This is a genomic window from Synechococcus sp. OH30 (assembly GCF_047462175.1).
GTDB lineage: Bacteria > Cyanobacteriota > Cyanobacteriia > Thermostichales > Thermostichaceae > Thermostichus.
Genome location: NZ_JANSIP010000001.1, coordinates 95,597 through 109,684, shown reverse-complemented (window position 1 = coordinate 109,684; position 14,088 = coordinate 95,597). Strand labels below are relative to the sequence as shown.

Below are 14,088 nucleotides of genomic sequence, written 5' to 3'. Positions count from 1 at the left end.
GCACAGCTCTGCTGCCCCCGGTAAGACGGCAACAGATGGACTCCAAGAGCCTGCTAGGGCATTATAGCCTCGAAGAGCAACCTCCTGTCCTTTTCGGGGCCTCTCTGCTTCTCCTAGGAAGTTCAAAGTAGCCAAACCTTGCCCACCTGCTAGCTGCAGAAGGAGCCTTAGTCCCACCCCCTAGGAATCCTTTTGCCTGAGGACTAGCTCAGGCTAACTCGTGTGCGGTCGTAATCTAAGCGGAAGGTGGGGTGCACTTTCCCTTGGATACGGTTCCAGAAGTTGCGCACGTTGGTATGCAGGCCAACCCGTTCTGTACCGCGTACCAGCATTGCCTGCTGCCGAATTCGAATAGCGCGTTGGTGGCCCGCCATTAGGAAGCGAGCTAGCTCATCCAAAGCGTGGAAACGCCTAGGAGCTGCTGCTGACTCGGCAGCCTGGGAACGAGAGGCTACTCCCCGGTAGAGAAAGTCCAAGTTGGTGGACAAAACCGGCGGCTTGGTCAGGTGGCGGAACCGCCAGTCCAGCCCCCGATAGCGGCCCCCCACTTTGCCCGGGGAAACAGTTGCCGCTGTCGGTGAGGGGGTGTAGCTAACGCCACGGTAAGAGAGTTTCGTCATTTTCGCCTCCTTTGGGGTAGCTCCTTACTTCCGTATTATAAGCTACCGTTTTGAGGTTTTCTATGTAACCTTTAACAAATTTTAGCCACCCTCCCCGCGACTGCCCCTGCTGGCCTGGAGGAGGCTGAGATCTGTCCAGGGGGCTGAAGAAGGCAGTATCGTGGAAGAGCTCCCAGGATCGGCTACAAATTTCGGGGTGAGCGTCCCTGTGCAGGAAGACTTTCGCCTAATTCTGGACATTGCAACAGTGCTGGCAGCAGCGGCAGCAGGAGGGTTTCTCGCTGCACTGCTCCGGCAGCCGGTGCTCTTGGGTTACTTGCTGGCCGGGATCCTAGTGGGGCCGACAGGGTTGGGGTGGATCAAAGAGGTGGTGCAGGTGGAAACCCTGGCCCAGTTTGGCGTGACCTTTTTGCTGTTTACCTTGGGGGTGGAGTTTTCCCTCAAAGAATTGCGCCAAGTGCGTGGGATTGCCCTGGGCGGCGGTCTTCTGCAGATTGGTCTCACGATTGCCATCACGGCGGTGCTGGCGGTGGCTAGCAGCTGGCTGACACCCGTGCAGGGGATCTTTTTGGGGGCAGTGCTCTCCTTGTCTTCCACGGCGGTGGTGCTCAAAAGCCTCACCGAGACTAACCAGATGGACACGCCCCAGGGCCAGGCCATGCTGGGGATCTTGATCGTGCAGGATTTAGCAGTAGGGCTAATGCTGGCGGTGTTGCCGGCTTTGGACGCTCCTCTGCCGGAGCTGGCGGGATCCCTGGCTAAGTCAGTAGCAGAAATTGGCCTGGTGGGCGTAGGGGCGGTGCTGGGTGGTATTTGGCTGGTGCCTGCTCTGCTGCGGCTATTGGCCCAGCAAGAGAGCAAAGAGGTATTCCTCCTGGGGGTGATCAGTCTCTGTGTGGGGATTGCTCTGTTGACAGAGCAGCTGGGCATTTCCAGCGAGATTGGGGCCTTCCTGGCCGGGTTGATGATTTCAGAAGTGGAATACGCCGACCAAACCCTGGCCTACGTAGAGCCCTTGCGAGATGTGTTTGCCGCCCTCTTTTTTGCCGCCATTGGCATGCTCATCGATCCTCACTTTATTGCCGACCACCTGATGCTGATTCTAGGGCTGGTGGGGCTGGTGATGGTGGGCAAGTTTTGCCTGGTGGCGCCTCTAGCGGGGCTGTTTGGCTATCCCCTCCCGGCAGCGGTGTTGGTGGGGCTAGGCCTTTCCCAAATTGGGGAGTTTTCCTTTGTCCTGGCCAGCGAGGGGCAGGCGCTGGGGCTGGTGTCGCGGCAACTGTACTTGCTCATCGTCAGCACCACCGCTGTTACCTTGCTTGTTACTCCCTTTTTGCTCAAGGGGGCGCCGGGGCTGCTGAGGAAACTGCAAGGTATCCCCTTTGTGTCCCGTTGGCTAGCAGCCGACGAGCAGCCTCGCGACTTGGATGCCAAAGCTCCCCAAGAGGGCCACGTGGTAGTGTGCGGCTACGGTCGGGTGGGGCAGGATGTGGTGCGCATTCTGCAAGCCCGCCGCCATCCCCTTTTGGTAATTGACTCCTCAGAACGGGTCATCCAACAGTTGCGCTCGCAGGGGATCCCCTATCTCTACGGCAATGCTGCTAGTGCCCCGGTGCTGGAGAAAGCTGGCCTAAACCATGCCCGCGCCCTGGTGATTGCCCTGCCGGATCGCCTAAGCACCCGCCTCTGCCTCAAACAAGCGCTGAAACTGGCGCCCCACCTGGAGGTAGTGGTGCGAGCCACCCACGAAGAGGACATCGAACAGCTCTATCAGTTAGGGGCCAGAGAGGTCGTCCACCCGGAGTTTGAGGCCAGCTTGGGGCTGTGCAGCCACGTGTTGCTGAAGCTGGGCGAGCCCCTAGGGGTCATTCAGCAGGAGATTCTGGCCATTCGCAGCAGCCACTACCGCGATTTGCGTCCTCCTTACCCCAGTTGCCTGATCCCCACCCCCGTCAGTTGGCTGCTGCCGGCAGCCCAGATCCCTGCCAGTGCCAACAGCAGCCCAGCGGACTCGGGGCCGGCTTGGTGGGAACACTGGCAGCGACCCGTTGAGCCGGAATGGGCAGGGATCTCAGGCTCCCCTTCTGTCGAGATGCCTAACGAGGAGGCCGCCTAGCCTGGATAGGGGATCCGCAAAAGCTGGTTAACTGGTGGGCAAGCCACCTGCACCTGTTTTCCGTCCGGCCACTGGATCTGGATTTCCTTGACCAGTGTTTCGGATCCTAGGCCAAAATGGGCCACCGGCTCCATCTGACAAAGGTAGCCGCTGCCGGCATCGATGGGGCGGATCTGCGTGCGGGTAGGGGTGATTAGCCGCACCAGGGCGCCGCGGGCCGGGGATCCCTGGCGAGTCAGGGGCAAGACCCTTAGCCAGTTGTTGGCATTAGCCAGGGGCCGGTAGAAGCTCAGGGGCTGGGCGCCCGACTCCCCGTGGGCAATGAGCAGCTCCAGGCGCCCGTCCCCATCCACATCGGCGACTGCCGCTCCTGTTCCCAATCCCTGCGGCTCAGCAGCCTCTCCAATGTCAATGGCCTGCCAGCAGCCAGAGCGCCAGCCAAACAGGCGGTTGGGCTCGCCGATGTTGTTAAAAAACAGCTCCGGGTAGCCGTCGTTGTCAAAGTCGGCAGCAATCACGGTGCGAATGCGGGAGGGCCTGGCCAGCTCCGGGGGGGCCACGTTCTTAAAGAGGCCGCTGGGGGTTTGGATCCAGAGGCGATGCGGCCCTTCCCAATTGCCGTAGACCAAGTCCAGCCGCCCGTCCCCGTCTAGATCCACCGCCGCCACACCGCGCCCGTGCTCGTTGGGATCCGCCAGCCCCACTTCAGCGGCAATTTCTTCAAAGGTGCCATCTCCCCGGTTGCGGAACAAAAAATTGGGCCCCTGCTCGTTGACGGCAAAAATGTCCATCCGCTGCGAGACTAGGGGCACGGCCACCAGCCCCCGCCCGCCTGTTACCCGGTTCACCCCCGCCTCCGGCGCCACATCGGCAATCATCTGGTTGAAGCCCAGCTCGTAAAGGCGCATGGGGCCGCCGTAGTTGGCTACAAAAAACCCATACCGCCCCTGGCCAAAGCGATCCACGCAGGCCACCGAGCGACCTGCTGTCAAGTTGAGGGCATCTTGGTTGTGGGGCAGGGAGAACAGATCCACCCAGCGGGATCCCTGCCAGTCGAAGAGGCGATCCCCAAAGCGCTTGCGCCCCCCGAAGGTATCGGTATTTAAAACATAGAGTTCTTCTTGGCCGTCGCCATCAAAGTCGCCGGCAGCCACCCCAATCGCCATGCGCCCCGCATCGGCCAGGGTATCGTCCACCAGATCCACCAGGGCCTGGCCATTCCACTTCAAAACCCGGTTCCGGCCGCGGAAGCCGCACACGAACAGCTCAAAAGCCCCGTCCCGATCCAAGTCGCAAACGGCAACCCCATAGCAAAGGGCAGGGGGGTTGAACTGGATGAGAGAGCTGCAATCTTGAAACATGGGGATCCCGCCCGACCACGAGCTCCAAGCTCTGATGGTATGCTTGATCTTTGCTGTTTTTCTCTTTTAACCATGCCACGGACTAAATCTGCCATCAAGCGCCTCAAGATTGCCGAGCGGAACCGCCTGCGCAACAAGGCTACCAAAGCCCTGGTGCGCGCCCTCATGAAAAAGGTGATCTCCCTCTCTTCCGCCTACGCGGCCAACCCCCAGCCGGAAACCCTGCAGGAGATCCAGGCGGCGATGAGCGCTGCCTTTAGCCGCATTGACAAGGCAGCCCAAAAAGGCGTGCTGCACAAAAACACAGCTGCTCGTCGCAAGGCCCGTCTGTCCCGGATTGTGCAACGCTCGCTGGCTGCTGCAAGCACCTCCTAAGTCAGTACTTGGGAAGCGGTGCGTTCTACTGGCGGGAATCCAGGGTGCGTACCAGCCAGCGCCGCAGGGGGTGCCAAGGGGGTAGAGACAGGATCCAGCGGGATTGCCGCTCCAGGAGCCAGCGCTCGAAGGGATAGAGGCCAAACAGCTCGTAGCGGCTTTGGGCAACTAGGATCCCTAGGGTAAAGCTGACACAAAGCAGCAGGCCAAAGGTAGGCCAGCTAGGGCGGTAAAAGAGGGCATAGCGCAGGCCCGTCCAGGTGAAGTACTGCCAGAGACGGAGGAGATCTGCCCGCAGAGCCCAGAGACTGGGGATCCCGACCAATAGCCACACCAGGCTCAAAAGGACAAAACTGCCGCCGTGGTAGAGCTGCAGCAGGCGTCTAGCGGCTGGCGAGAGGGATTCGCAGCCGGGGGAGGTTTCCGACTCGCGGACGCAAGCAGCCTTCTTTTCATCGACTGGGCTAGGATCGGGAAGTGGTGGCATCGGGATCCCGGTTCTCCCCACCAAGACCTTCGTTATAACTTTAGCGACTGGGATCCCTGCAGGAAGCTCTTGTACAGCTGGGAAGGAGCAAGTTATAGAGAGGCGAACTTCTCCAAGGATATAATGGCTCTGCAACTTGCCTTGCTAGCTCAATGGATAGAGCACCGACCTTCTAAGTCGATGGTTGCAGGTTCGAGTCCTGCGCAAGGCGCTGAGTGTCTTGCTTGGCGGGTGAGTTTTGGGGCAATCGACTTTGGGATGGACACCACACCCGAAAGATGACCTGACCAGAGTGGCTTTCTACAGTCAGGGATCCCTTTACCATCTCCATAGCCTTTTTGGCTAGCGGCAGGCCTAGGCCTGTCCCTCCGGCCTTGCGGCGATCCAACTGTGGGATGCGGTAGAACTTTTCAAACACATGGGGCAGCGCCTCTGGAGGAATTTCCACTCCCGTATTGCGCACCTCGATCAGCCAGCCGGGACGGCCCTGTTGATGGGTCTGGCTAAAGCGCAAACAGATGCTTTCCCCAGCCGGCGTGTACTTGCAGGCGTTGTTCAAAAGTTCGCCCACCACCCGCGACAGCAAGCCCTCATCTGTACGGAGGGGCAAAAGGTCGGGATCCCATTCCAACTGAAACTGTTGGTTCTGCTGGGCAGCTCGCAGCCGGAAGGGCTCGGAAAGATTGGGGATCCACTCCTGAGGAGATAACCAGGTTAGATTGAGATCCCTATTTCCGCCTTCAATAGCTTGCAATTCCAAGAGCTCGTTGATCAAGTCCAGCTCGCGGTTGGTCTCCATCTCCAAAATCTGCAAGTAGCGCCGCTCCCGCTCCGTCAGGTTGGCCCTGGAGAGAAAAGCAATTGCCAGCTTCATGTTGGTCAAAGGCGTGCGCATCTCGTGGGAGACCATGTGCAGAAACTCATCCTTGAGGTGGTTGAGCTTCTGCAACTGCTGCACCTGCTGCTGCACGGTTTGGAAAAGCCGGGCCTGGCGAATGGCAATAGCACACTGGCTGGCCACCCGCCGCATCAAGCGCTGTTCCCGCTCGCCAAACACCTGCCCCGGCGGACGCGCTCCGCAAATATTTCCCAGCAGGAGAGATTTGCTTTCCTGAGCATCGCAAATGGGAAGTACCAGCAGCGTGTGGCGGTCGTAGCCGGGCCAGCAGGGGTGGCCAAGGTGGCTGAAATAGCAGAACAGCCCACCCTGAAGCGGCTGGAGCACCTCGGCAAAATCGGCAAAGGGGATCTCCAAGGGAAAACGGCGGATCCCTTCTCCAGGTCGATAATCCAAGGCCAAAACGCTAACCTGCCGTTCTGCGTCATGGAGGGCAATCATGCAGCCAGAAAGACCCAGTCTGAGGGCCAGTTCCTGCGCCACGGTTTCCAAAATCTTTTGTTCATCTAGGCTGGAGCGAATTTCTTCCGTGATCAGTTGCAGCAGGGCCTCGTCTTCGTAGGCTTGCTGCAGTTGGCCGTTGCGCACCCGCACTTGGTAATCCAGTTCGGCGTTGGCTTGCTGCAGCCTTTGATAAAGTTCCGCCTGTCGAATGGCGACTGCCAGGTGATTGCCAATTGCCCTGGCCAACTCGATCTCTTCCTCTTGCCAATCGGGTTCAGAGATCAGGCGCCTCAGGGCTAGAGCGCCCCACAGTTTCCCTTGACAGGCCACCGGGATCCCTAGCCAAGGGCCGAGCTGGCAGTCTTGCCTTTCCTGCAATGCAAAGGGATCGGAAACTTGCTTGGGATCCGCCACGTGAAAAACTTGCAGCCACTTGAAGTGCTGGATGGCTGGAATCTCTGGATCATCTGGTATGCGCAGGTGGAGAGCACTGGGCACATCGGGGGAGCGAACATAGCCGGCAATGCCCACCCACACCTTCTCGGCAGGCAGATATTGGTAAAGGGTAACCCGCGCTGCCTGCAAAACCTGGCCTACTTCCTGCACCGCTACCTCAAAGAGGGCGGGTAGATCCAAAGAGGTGCTGATGGCTTGAATGAGCCGGTTAAGCAGTTTTTCCCGCTGCACCTGTTGCTGCAGCTTTAGCTCGGCCTGCTTGCGCTCGGTGATGTCCAGGGTTACCCCGACCACATGGCTGGGATCCCCTTCCGGCCCCAGGAGCACGATCCCCTGAGAGAGGTGCCAGCGCACCTGCCCGTCTGCGAGATGGGCACGGTACTCGACTGCCAAGTTGGGATCCCCCTCCAATGCTCTAGGCCCCGCCAACTGGAAAGCTTCCTTCACCCTCTGGCGATCTTCGGGGTGAACGCTCTCGAAAAACATCTCCAGAGTGAACTTCTCGCCGGGATCCCGTCCGTACTTGGCCTTGCACTGAGGGGAACTGCTCAGCTCCCCGCTGCGCAGATCCAGTTGCCAATAGCCCAGTTGGATGGCCTCCAGAGCCAAAAAGAGATGCTCTGGATAAAAGCTGCCGTCTTCTGGCCGCACCGGCACCAGGCGGTGTTGAGCTGAAGCCATCTCCCCCACCAAAACGGTTGGTTGTTCCAGCAGCGCTACCTCATTGTGGACGATCCTCGAGATCCTCTTGCTAGGAATTCTTAACTTTAAGCATGATTTCTGCTCAAGGATGTGTTAGCCAATATACTTCACGCTAAACTTCAGATCCGGAGAGGCGACTCTTGCCCGAAGCGTGTGGCCGAGGGGGGCCTCCAGGTGCGCCTTGGAGCCCGACACTGGGATCCCTCTAGCAGGCAGGGCCAGAGCAAGCCGAAATGAGTTTGGAGGAGTGCCGCATCAAGCTCCTTCCTTGCGGCCTTGCCCTCGGCGTGGGTAAGTTTCTGCTGACTTTGAGCTGGGCTCTCTTCCGCCGGAACCCAACCTGCTCTCTGTCCGCCGCAACCTGGCTGTTGGTGGAGAAGCCTGCAAGGAGCGTGCACTGGGGTGGAAGCTAGCTTGCAGACCAGTTCAGGGTTTCTCAAGGGCGGCACTTCCTTATCCAGGGCTTTCGCGCCGCGTTCTTCGGGGAGTTCACCTAGGTTACTGTCAAGGTGCGCAGGGCACCCTATGGCAGCGTCAAACAGGACTTAGCTCCGCTCCGAGATGGGGATGTACCGTTGCTGTCGCTTACCGGTGTAGACCTGGGTGGGGCGGAAGAGGCGATTATCCGCCAACTGCTCCCGCCAATGGGCCAGCCAACCTGCTACCCGGGCAATGGCAAACACTGCTGTAAACAAATCCTCTGGGATCCCCAACTTGGCGTAGACCAGACCTGAGTAGAAGTCCACATTGGGGTAGATGCCCTTTGGCCCCAGCAGCTCTGCGCACACCCGCTCCACCTCTAGGGCAATGTCGTAGTACTTGTCGTGGCCGTAGCGCTCGAACAGCTTCTCAGCAATCTGTTGCAGGATGGTGGCCCGCGGATCCTTCACTTTGTAGACGCGGTGCCCCATGCCCATAATCCGCTCTTTTCTGGCCAGCTTTTCCTCAATGAACAAGCGTACATTCTCCACCGAGCCAATCTGCCGCAACAGCTTCATCACCTCTTGGTTGGCTCCGCCGTGCAGCAACCCTGAAAGGGTGCCCACTGCTGTGGCCAGGCTGCTATAGGGGCTAGCCAAGGTTGAAGCACTAACCAAAAGGGCAAAAGTTGAAGCGTTGACGGTGTGCTCGGCGTGCAGGATGAGGCAAGTATCGAAAACGCGGGCCAGCCAGGGATCTGGCTTTTTGCCCGAGAGCATGTAGAGGAAATTGGCGGCATGATCCAGGCTGTCGTCAGGGGGAATGGGATCGTTGCCCTGGCGCATCTGGTGAAACATGGCCACCATCGTCGGCAGTTTAGCCAGCAGACGGGTAACCGTGACAAAGACGTAGTCGGGATCTGACTCCCGCACGGGGTAGAACATACCCAAGCTGGCGACACAGGTCTGCAGAGCGTCCATCGGGTGGCCCGATTCGGGAAATGACTTGATCATGTCGCGGATGCGGTACTTGACCCGCCGATGGCTGCGGACAGCCTGATCAAAATTGTCCAGCTCTGACTGGGTCGGCAGCTTGCCAAAAATCAGCAAATAAGCTGTCTCTAGAAAGGTACTATGAGCCGCCAGCTCCTCAATGGGGATGCCGCGGTATTCCAGGATCCCTGCCTGGCCATCGACAAAGCTAATGTTAGAGCGCGTGGCCGGAACACCTTCTAGCCCAGGCCTGTATTCCGCCATAGTTGAATGCCTATGTGCTCCCTCAAACGAGAGAACTAAGGGCGCTATTAGACTTGCCATCCCCTCATTAAACCACGAGAAGGCCTGGCCCGTAAGCCCCCGGCTGCAGGGAGCCGTTGACCCAACTGTAGCTGCCAAGGATGGTGCCGGGAGGGATCCGAGCATGGGGTCCCAAGCGGGTATGGGCGCCAACGTAGCAAGGGGCTTGCAGCTGGACGGCGGGATGGATCTCAGCCGTTTTGTGAACCCAGATCCCGGGCGCCTGCTCTTCCACATCCTCGAGAGGGAAATCCCTCATCCGACCTAGGAGAATGTCCAATTGGCCCTGGTAGTAGCTGGCCGGCGTGCCTAGATCCCGCCAGTAACCCGTGTGCAAGTAGGCTTGCAGCCGCCGCCCTTGCTGGAGCAGATCGGGGAAGACGTGCCGCTCAAAACTGAGGGGATCCCCGCTAGGGTAGTCCTTGAAAATGGCTGGCTCGAGGACGTAGGTACCGGCGTTGATGGTGTTGGTGGTTAGGGTGAGGGCTTCCGCAGGAGTGGGCTTTTCCCGAAAGGATTGGATTTGACCCCCTTCCCCCACCTCCACCAGGCCATAGGCGGTAATGTCCTCAACACAGACAAGCGTAAGGGTGGCGACGGCCCCACTCTGTAGGTGGCATTGGATCAAGGCCAACAAATCCAGATCGGTGAGGATATCGGCGTTGAAGACTACCAGGGGATCCCCGCTGAAATAGGGCTGGGCCAACACCAACGCCCCCGCCGTATCCAGAGGTGTTTCTTCGACGATGTAGCGGAGCTTCACCCCCCAGGCAGTGCCATCTCCCAAAGCCGCCTCGATCTGCCGGCCCAGATAGCCCACGCTAAGCAAAATGTCTGTCAGCCCCGCCCGGCGGCAGCGCCCAATTAGCCACTGCAAAAAGGGCACCCCCAGCAAAGGCAGTAAGGGCTTTGGCTGCCATAGGGTCAAAGGCCGTAAGCGAGTTCCCTGCCCCCCTGCTAAAATCACCGCCTGCATAGCCGTCCTCAAGCCACCTTTCCCGCCTAGATAGTAGGGGAAAAGGACTTGGTCTGCCAGAGCCGACTGGCCAAGGCTAGCTCAGGCCTAGAGGCGAGCCAGGGACGCCACTGCACCAAACGAGGATCTGCGATCTGCTAAGCTGACGGCTCTAGATCCCGCTGGGCAGCCAGGATGGCCTGGGCAGCCAACTGGCCAGAGAGAGTAGCCCCTTCCATGCTGTCGATGTAGTCCTGGGCAGTGTAGCTGCCAGCCAGGAAGAAGTTGGGCACGGGGGTTTTCTGCTGGGGCCGATAGGGCTCCATGCCCGGCGCCTCGCGGTAGAGGGAGTGGGCTAGCTTGACCACGCTGTACCAGGTCAGGTTCAGCTGCCGCGAGGAGGGGAAGAGCTCATGCACTTGGTGTAGCACCCGCTGGGCAATCTGCTCGTTGGGCATGGAGATAAAGGGATCCCCAGGGGTAAGCACACACTGCAGCAGGGATCCCTGGCCGGGTTTGTAGTAGTCGGCGGGGCTGGTGAGGGCGAGATCCGCAAAGCAGGAGAAATCAGCATCGGCGGTGTAGAGGAGGTTGTCGATGCCGAGCGGCTGGGGGTAGTCGGCAGCGCGTTTGGCCCGGCCCTTCAGCTCCGTCACCCAGCCGTCGAAGCGCAACTGCACCGTGGCAACCGGCACAGAGTCCAGCTTGTAGATGTTGTCGAATTGGGGCCACTGCCGCCACACCTGTGGGATCAGGCGTTTTGCCCCTTCTACCGCCGTTGCACACACATACACATCCGCCTCCACGCGCTCGCCGTTGGCCAAAACCAGGCCGGTTACCGCGTAGGGAGGGGAGTCGCTCACTTCAATGCGGCTGACCCCGCGGCGGGTATAGACCTGGCCACCGCGGGCTTGCAGGTAGCGGACGATGGGCTGGGTGAGATAATTGTCCGGGGCCCCCTTGAGAAGATTGAGCTTGGAGGCCTCGGTTTTGCTGGCAAACATCTGAAAAACGGTCAGCATGCAGCGGGCAGAGATCTGCTCCGTATCGATGAAGCCTAGGGCATAGGCAATTGGGTTCCACATCCGCTTCAGGCTGGCCTCGGATCCCCCGTGGCGGCGGAACCACTCGGCAAAGCTCATCCGATCCAAGGCGCGAATCTGCCGCATTGCTCCTTCGTAATCCAGCAGGCCACGAATCAGAGGGCTAGTGCCCAGCGCCAGAGCGTTGCGCAGCTTATCGGCCCAGGAGAGCTGCTCGGTGGTAAAAAAAGCCTTGAGGCCGTTGAAGGGCGCTCCTAGGGGAAAGCGAAAATCGAGGCTGGCCACCTGCCCACCGCGGTTGATAAAGGTGTGGACGTGCTGCTTGGGCAGCAAATTCTCGTAGGCCCCCACCTTTTTCATCAGAGCAAACAGGTTGCTGTAGTTGCAGAAAAAAACGTGCAATCCCATCTCAATGTGGTTGCCCTCGGCATCCTGCCAGGATCCCACCTTGCCACCAACAAAGGGCCGTGCCTCATAGATCCGCACCTCATGGCCTGCCTCAGCCAAGTGAACCCCCGTTACCAAGCCGGCCAGTCCTGCCCCAATAATGGCTACCCGCATCGCCATTCCCTAAGCCCCGCCAGGGGCTGACGCAACTGCAAAGAAAGATGAACTTCTCCCATTTTGGAACAAAATGCCGCCCACACCCCCCCTTGACAGACAGCCGCAAAATTTGTCACCATACGTGGTCAGCTAGTGCGGATGTAGCTCAGTGGTAGAGCTTCTCGTTGCCAACGAGAAGGTCGCGCGTTCGAATCGCGTCATCCGCTTCTCTGCCGTCTACCCTTAGCCCCTTCCCCTAGGGGGAGGAAGGCCAGTTAGCGCCTGTAGAAGGTCTCTAAGCTGTGGCGGTCGCCCACGAAGCGCCAGTGCCAGGGCTCGTAGCTTACCCCTTGTGGGTTGCCGCGGGGAAAGGATAGCTCAAAGCCGAAACGAGCAGCATTTTTCTCCAGCCAGCGGAACGCAGGAGTCTTTTCAAAAGCTTCCTGGATATCCCACTGCGGAAACTGGGCATCCCCAATGTCGATGGCGTAGCCAGTGTGATGCTCACTATAGCCAGGGGGGGCGCTGACCGCTGCCCGTTCTTCTGGTCGCAGAGCCTTCGCTTGGGCTACTTGAAAAAACAACGCCTCCTGCTCCGCCACTGAGCGAAACCCAGAAATAGGGACAAGACGGATCCCGTCGGCTAGGGCCGCTGCGCTCATTCGCCGGTAGCTCTCGGCAGCAGCGTGGCGCAGGCGCACCTCGCGACCGTGGTAATAGCCCACCACCTGGAGACTCTCTGGCGGAGCTTCGGCATAGGCATAGTGGCCCAGCAGAGAAGGCCTGCCCTCTCCTGGTTGAGGTTGAGAACCAGAGAGCTGGCCAGCCTCCTCCTGCTCTAGGGGCTCTCTCCTTTCCTCTGATCCCGGCAACCTACCCACTGCCCACGCTGTTGAGAGCAGCAGCGCAAGCAAGGCTAGACCTAGACCTAAGCCCAGGCTCCAGGAAGCTGAGGAACTTTGTGCTTTTACTGGAGGGGGAAGGTAGCGACGCGCAACTGGAATGTCGTCGTTCATACCCAAAGAAGGTTAGGAGGCAAGCCCCTCAGGCTCAGCCTCCTCACAGGCCCAAGTCTGCCAAGATATCGCGGGCGTGGGTTTCGGTGTTGATGTTTTGGTAGACCCTAGCAATTTTGCCCTCACCATCAATGACGTAGGTTACTCGCTTGGCGTAGCCGCCTCCGTCCACGTCGTAGGCGCGGGCAATCACACCGTTGCTGTCCACCAAGAGGGGGAAGGGCAGGTTGTACTTTTCGGCAAACTTCTTGTGGGAGGCTTGGTCGTCCATGCTCACCCCCAGCACCACCAAGCCTTTGCTCTGATAGTCAGCGTAAGCATCACGGAAGCCGCAGGCTTCTTTGGTGCAGCCAGGGGTGTCATCCTTGGGGTAAAAATAGAGGATTACCGTTTTCCCAGAAAAATCGGCCAGGGAAACCGGGTTGCCATGGGTATCGATGGTGTTAAAGCCAGGAGCAGGGGTGCCAACCGCGAGAACCATAGACAGGTAACCTAAAGGGGAATAGGACTGCCCTCAGCATTTTCTTCAGCCCTCCTCCTCCCTGTCAAGCGCCGGATTCGGCCCGGCTGTCCGTTGCAACTCGGCCACCACCTCCTGGAGCTCCGCCGCCAACCCCGAAGGTAGCCGTCGTCCTAGGATCTCCGCCAGTGAGCGGTAGTACCAGAGGGATCCCTCCTTACCGCCGGAGAAGCGCTCCCAGAGCTGATCCCCCAGCTGGCGAAAGTCCCGCAGGAGGCAGCGGGCGTTGTGCAGCTTGTCAGCTGCAGCCACCAACAGAACCGAAGCATCTGCTGTTTCCAAATGCTTTAGGTAGGCCGTTTTCCGCTCTTTCCAGTTTTCTTTGGGCTGGCCTCGGGAGCTATCGCTTTCAGTATCCGTGCAGCCCAAGATGATCTGCAGCACTCGTTCTCCAAAGCGCTCCCGCAGCTGCTGTTCAATCTGGGCCCGTGGCTCGCCGCTACAGCGGGGGCCATCCTCGAGGCTGTCATGGAGCAAAGCGGCAATGGCCTCATCCTCATCGGCGCCGTACTCGAGAGCAATGGAGGCCACCGCCAGCAGGTGGCTGAGGTAAGGGATCCCTGTTCCCTTGCGGGTTTGAGCAGCATGCCATCGGTAGGCGTAACGCATGGCCTCGGCAAACCGCGGCGTCAACTGAGTGGACATTTGAGTGGACATCGGTACCTCTCCGGTCAGGGTTGGAACAAGATTGGGCAGGGATTGCAAGCAACTGGTCGAAACCGCAGAGTTCAGCCGCTGGCCGCTGTCTGTTTTACTGCTAGCGGCTCCGGGATCCCAGCCCCCTGCCAAGTGTACTGCCAGGCAAATGACCTGGGCGTGGGTATTTGGCTGCTAGAT

12 protein-coding genes and 2 tRNA genes are annotated in these 14,088 nt (G+C 59.4%); 4 read left to right on the top strand and 10 right to left on the bottom strand.

What is annotated here, in order from left to right; all coding sequences use genetic code 11:
- Nucleotides 1–203 precede the first annotated feature (203 nt).
- A complete protein-coding gene (locus NW830_RS00590; protein WP_414359871.1) occupies nucleotides 204–620 on the bottom strand; it encodes a DUF4278 domain-containing protein in 417 nt (138 codons plus the stop codon).
- A gap of 196 nt (nucleotides 621–816) precedes the next feature.
- On the opposite strand from NW830_RS00590, the gene NW830_RS00585 reads away from it, so the two are divergent.
- The gene (locus tag NW830_RS00585; RefSeq protein WP_414359874.1) at nucleotides 817–2,736 is read left to right on the top strand and encodes a cation:proton antiporter; all 1,920 of its coding nucleotides are present in this window, start codon (nucleotides 817–819) and stop codon (nucleotides 2,734–2,736) included.
- Here NW830_RS00585 and NW830_RS00580 read toward each other — a convergent pair.
- Nucleotides 2,733–4,097 (bottom strand): CRTAC1 family protein, encoded by a 1,365-nt coding sequence (locus tag NW830_RS00580; protein ID WP_414359877.1) that lies wholly within the window; start codon nucleotides 4,095–4,097, stop codon nucleotides 2,733–2,735. The genes NW830_RS00585 and NW830_RS00580 overlap by 4 nt on opposite strands.
- Before the next feature lie 72 nt (nucleotides 4,098–4,169).
- Here NW830_RS00580 and rpsT point away from each other — a divergent pair, with 72 nt between their 5' ends.
- On the top strand, nucleotides 4,170–4,472 hold the full coding sequence (gene rpsT, locus NW830_RS00575; protein ID WP_414359880.1) for a 30S ribosomal protein S20: 303 nt from the start codon (nucleotides 4,170–4,172) through the stop codon (nucleotides 4,470–4,472).
- Between the two features lie 25 nt (nucleotides 4,473–4,497).
- Here rpsT and NW830_RS00570 read toward each other — a convergent pair whose 3' ends face one another.
- Nucleotides 4,498–4,959 carry a hypothetical protein gene (locus NW830_RS00570; RefSeq protein ID WP_414359883.1) on the bottom strand — a complete coding sequence of 154 codons (462 nt, stop codon included), beginning with the start codon at nucleotides 4,957–4,959 and terminating at the stop codon, nucleotides 4,498–4,500.
- Nucleotides 4,960–5,097: 138 nt separating this feature from the next.
- On the opposite strand from NW830_RS00570, the gene NW830_RS00565 reads away from it, so the two are divergent.
- Nucleotides 5,098–5,170 (top strand) — tRNA-Arg (locus NW830_RS00565).
- Here NW830_RS00565 and NW830_RS00560 read toward each other — a convergent pair.
- The 4 genes from NW830_RS00560 to zds form a co-directional block, all read right to left on the bottom strand.
- Nucleotides 5,132–7,438, bottom strand: a complete 2,307-nt coding sequence (locus tag NW830_RS00560; protein ID WP_414360086.1) for a GAF domain-containing protein — start codon at nucleotides 7,436–7,438, stop codon at nucleotides 5,132–5,134. The two genes, NW830_RS00565 and NW830_RS00560, sit on opposite strands and share 39 nt — an antisense overlap.
- 566 nt (nucleotides 7,439–8,004) lie before the next feature.
- A complete protein-coding gene (locus tag NW830_RS00555; RefSeq protein ID WP_414359885.1) occupies nucleotides 8,005–9,135 on the bottom strand; it encodes a citrate synthase in 1,131 nt (376 codons plus the stop codon).
- Nucleotides 9,136–9,202: 67 nt separating this feature from the next.
- Nucleotides 9,203–10,162: a sugar phosphate nucleotidyltransferase gene (locus tag NW830_RS00550; RefSeq protein WP_414359888.1), complete on the bottom strand. Its 960-nt coding sequence runs from the start codon at nucleotides 10,160–10,162 to the stop codon at nucleotides 9,203–9,205.
- 125 nt (nucleotides 10,163–10,287) lie between these two features.
- Nucleotides 10,288–11,733 (bottom strand): 9,9'-di-cis-zeta-carotene desaturase, encoded by a 1,446-nt coding sequence (zds, locus tag NW830_RS00545; RefSeq protein ID WP_414359891.1) that lies wholly within the window; start codon nucleotides 11,731–11,733, stop codon nucleotides 10,288–10,290.
- Between the two features lie 137 nt (nucleotides 11,734–11,870).
- Between zds and NW830_RS00540 the strand changes: the two genes are divergently transcribed.
- Nucleotides 11,871–11,942, top strand: a tRNA-Gly gene (locus NW830_RS00540).
- 48 nt (nucleotides 11,943–11,990) lie between these two features.
- On the opposite strand, the gene NW830_RS00535 is transcribed toward NW830_RS00540, so the two are convergent.
- From NW830_RS00535 to NW830_RS00525, 3 genes are all read right to left on the bottom strand, one after another.
- Nucleotides 11,991–12,596, bottom strand: coding sequence for a D-alanyl-D-alanine carboxypeptidase family protein (locus NW830_RS00535; RefSeq protein WP_414359894.1), 606 nt, complete (start codon nucleotides 12,594–12,596; stop codon nucleotides 11,991–11,993).
- A 178-nt stretch (nucleotides 12,597–12,774) separates the two neighbouring features.
- Nucleotides 12,775–13,212, bottom strand: coding sequence for a peroxiredoxin (locus NW830_RS00530; protein ID WP_414359897.1), 438 nt, complete (start codon nucleotides 13,210–13,212; stop codon nucleotides 12,775–12,777).
- Nucleotides 13,213–13,257: 45 nt separating this feature from the next.
- A complete protein-coding gene (locus tag NW830_RS00525; protein ID WP_414359900.1) occupies nucleotides 13,258–13,896 on the bottom strand; it encodes an HD domain-containing protein in 639 nt (212 codons plus the stop codon).
- Nucleotides 13,897–14,088 lie beyond the last annotated feature (192 nt).

Excerpts from the sequence above, each read along its gene's own strand:
- NW830_RS00590 (WP_414359871.1), bottom strand. The coding sequence starts at position 620 with ATGACGAAACTCTCTTACCGTGGCGTTAGCTACACCCCCTCACCGACA.
- NW830_RS00580 (WP_414359877.1), bottom strand. The coding sequence starts at position 4,097 with ATGTTTCAAGATTGCAGCTCTCTCATCCAGTTCAACCCCCCTGCCCTT.
- rpsT (WP_414359880.1), top strand. The coding sequence starts at position 4,170 with ATGCCACGGACTAAATCTGCCATCAAGCGCCTCAAGATTGCCGAGCGG.
- NW830_RS00570 (WP_414359883.1), bottom strand. The coding sequence starts at position 4,959 with ATGCCACCACTTCCCGATCCTAGCCCAGTCGATGAAAAGAAGGCTGCT.
- NW830_RS00560 (WP_414360086.1), bottom strand. The coding sequence starts at position 7,438 with ATGGCTTCAGCTCAACACCGCCTGGTGCCGGTGCGGCCAGAAGACGGC.
- NW830_RS00555 (WP_414359885.1), bottom strand. The coding sequence starts at position 9,135 with ATGGCGGAATACAGGCCTGGGCTAGAAGGTGTTCCGGCCACGCGCTCT.
- zds (WP_414359891.1), bottom strand. The coding sequence starts at position 11,733 with ATGCGGGTAGCCATTATTGGGGCAGGACTGGCCGGCTTGGTAACGGGG.
- NW830_RS00530 (WP_414359897.1), bottom strand. The coding sequence starts at position 13,212 with ATGGTTCTCGCGGTTGGCACCCCTGCTCCTGGCTTTAACACCATCGAT.
- NW830_RS00525 (WP_414359900.1), bottom strand. The coding sequence starts at position 13,896 with ATGTCCACTCAGTTGACGCCGCGGTTTGCCGAGGCCATGCGTTACGCC.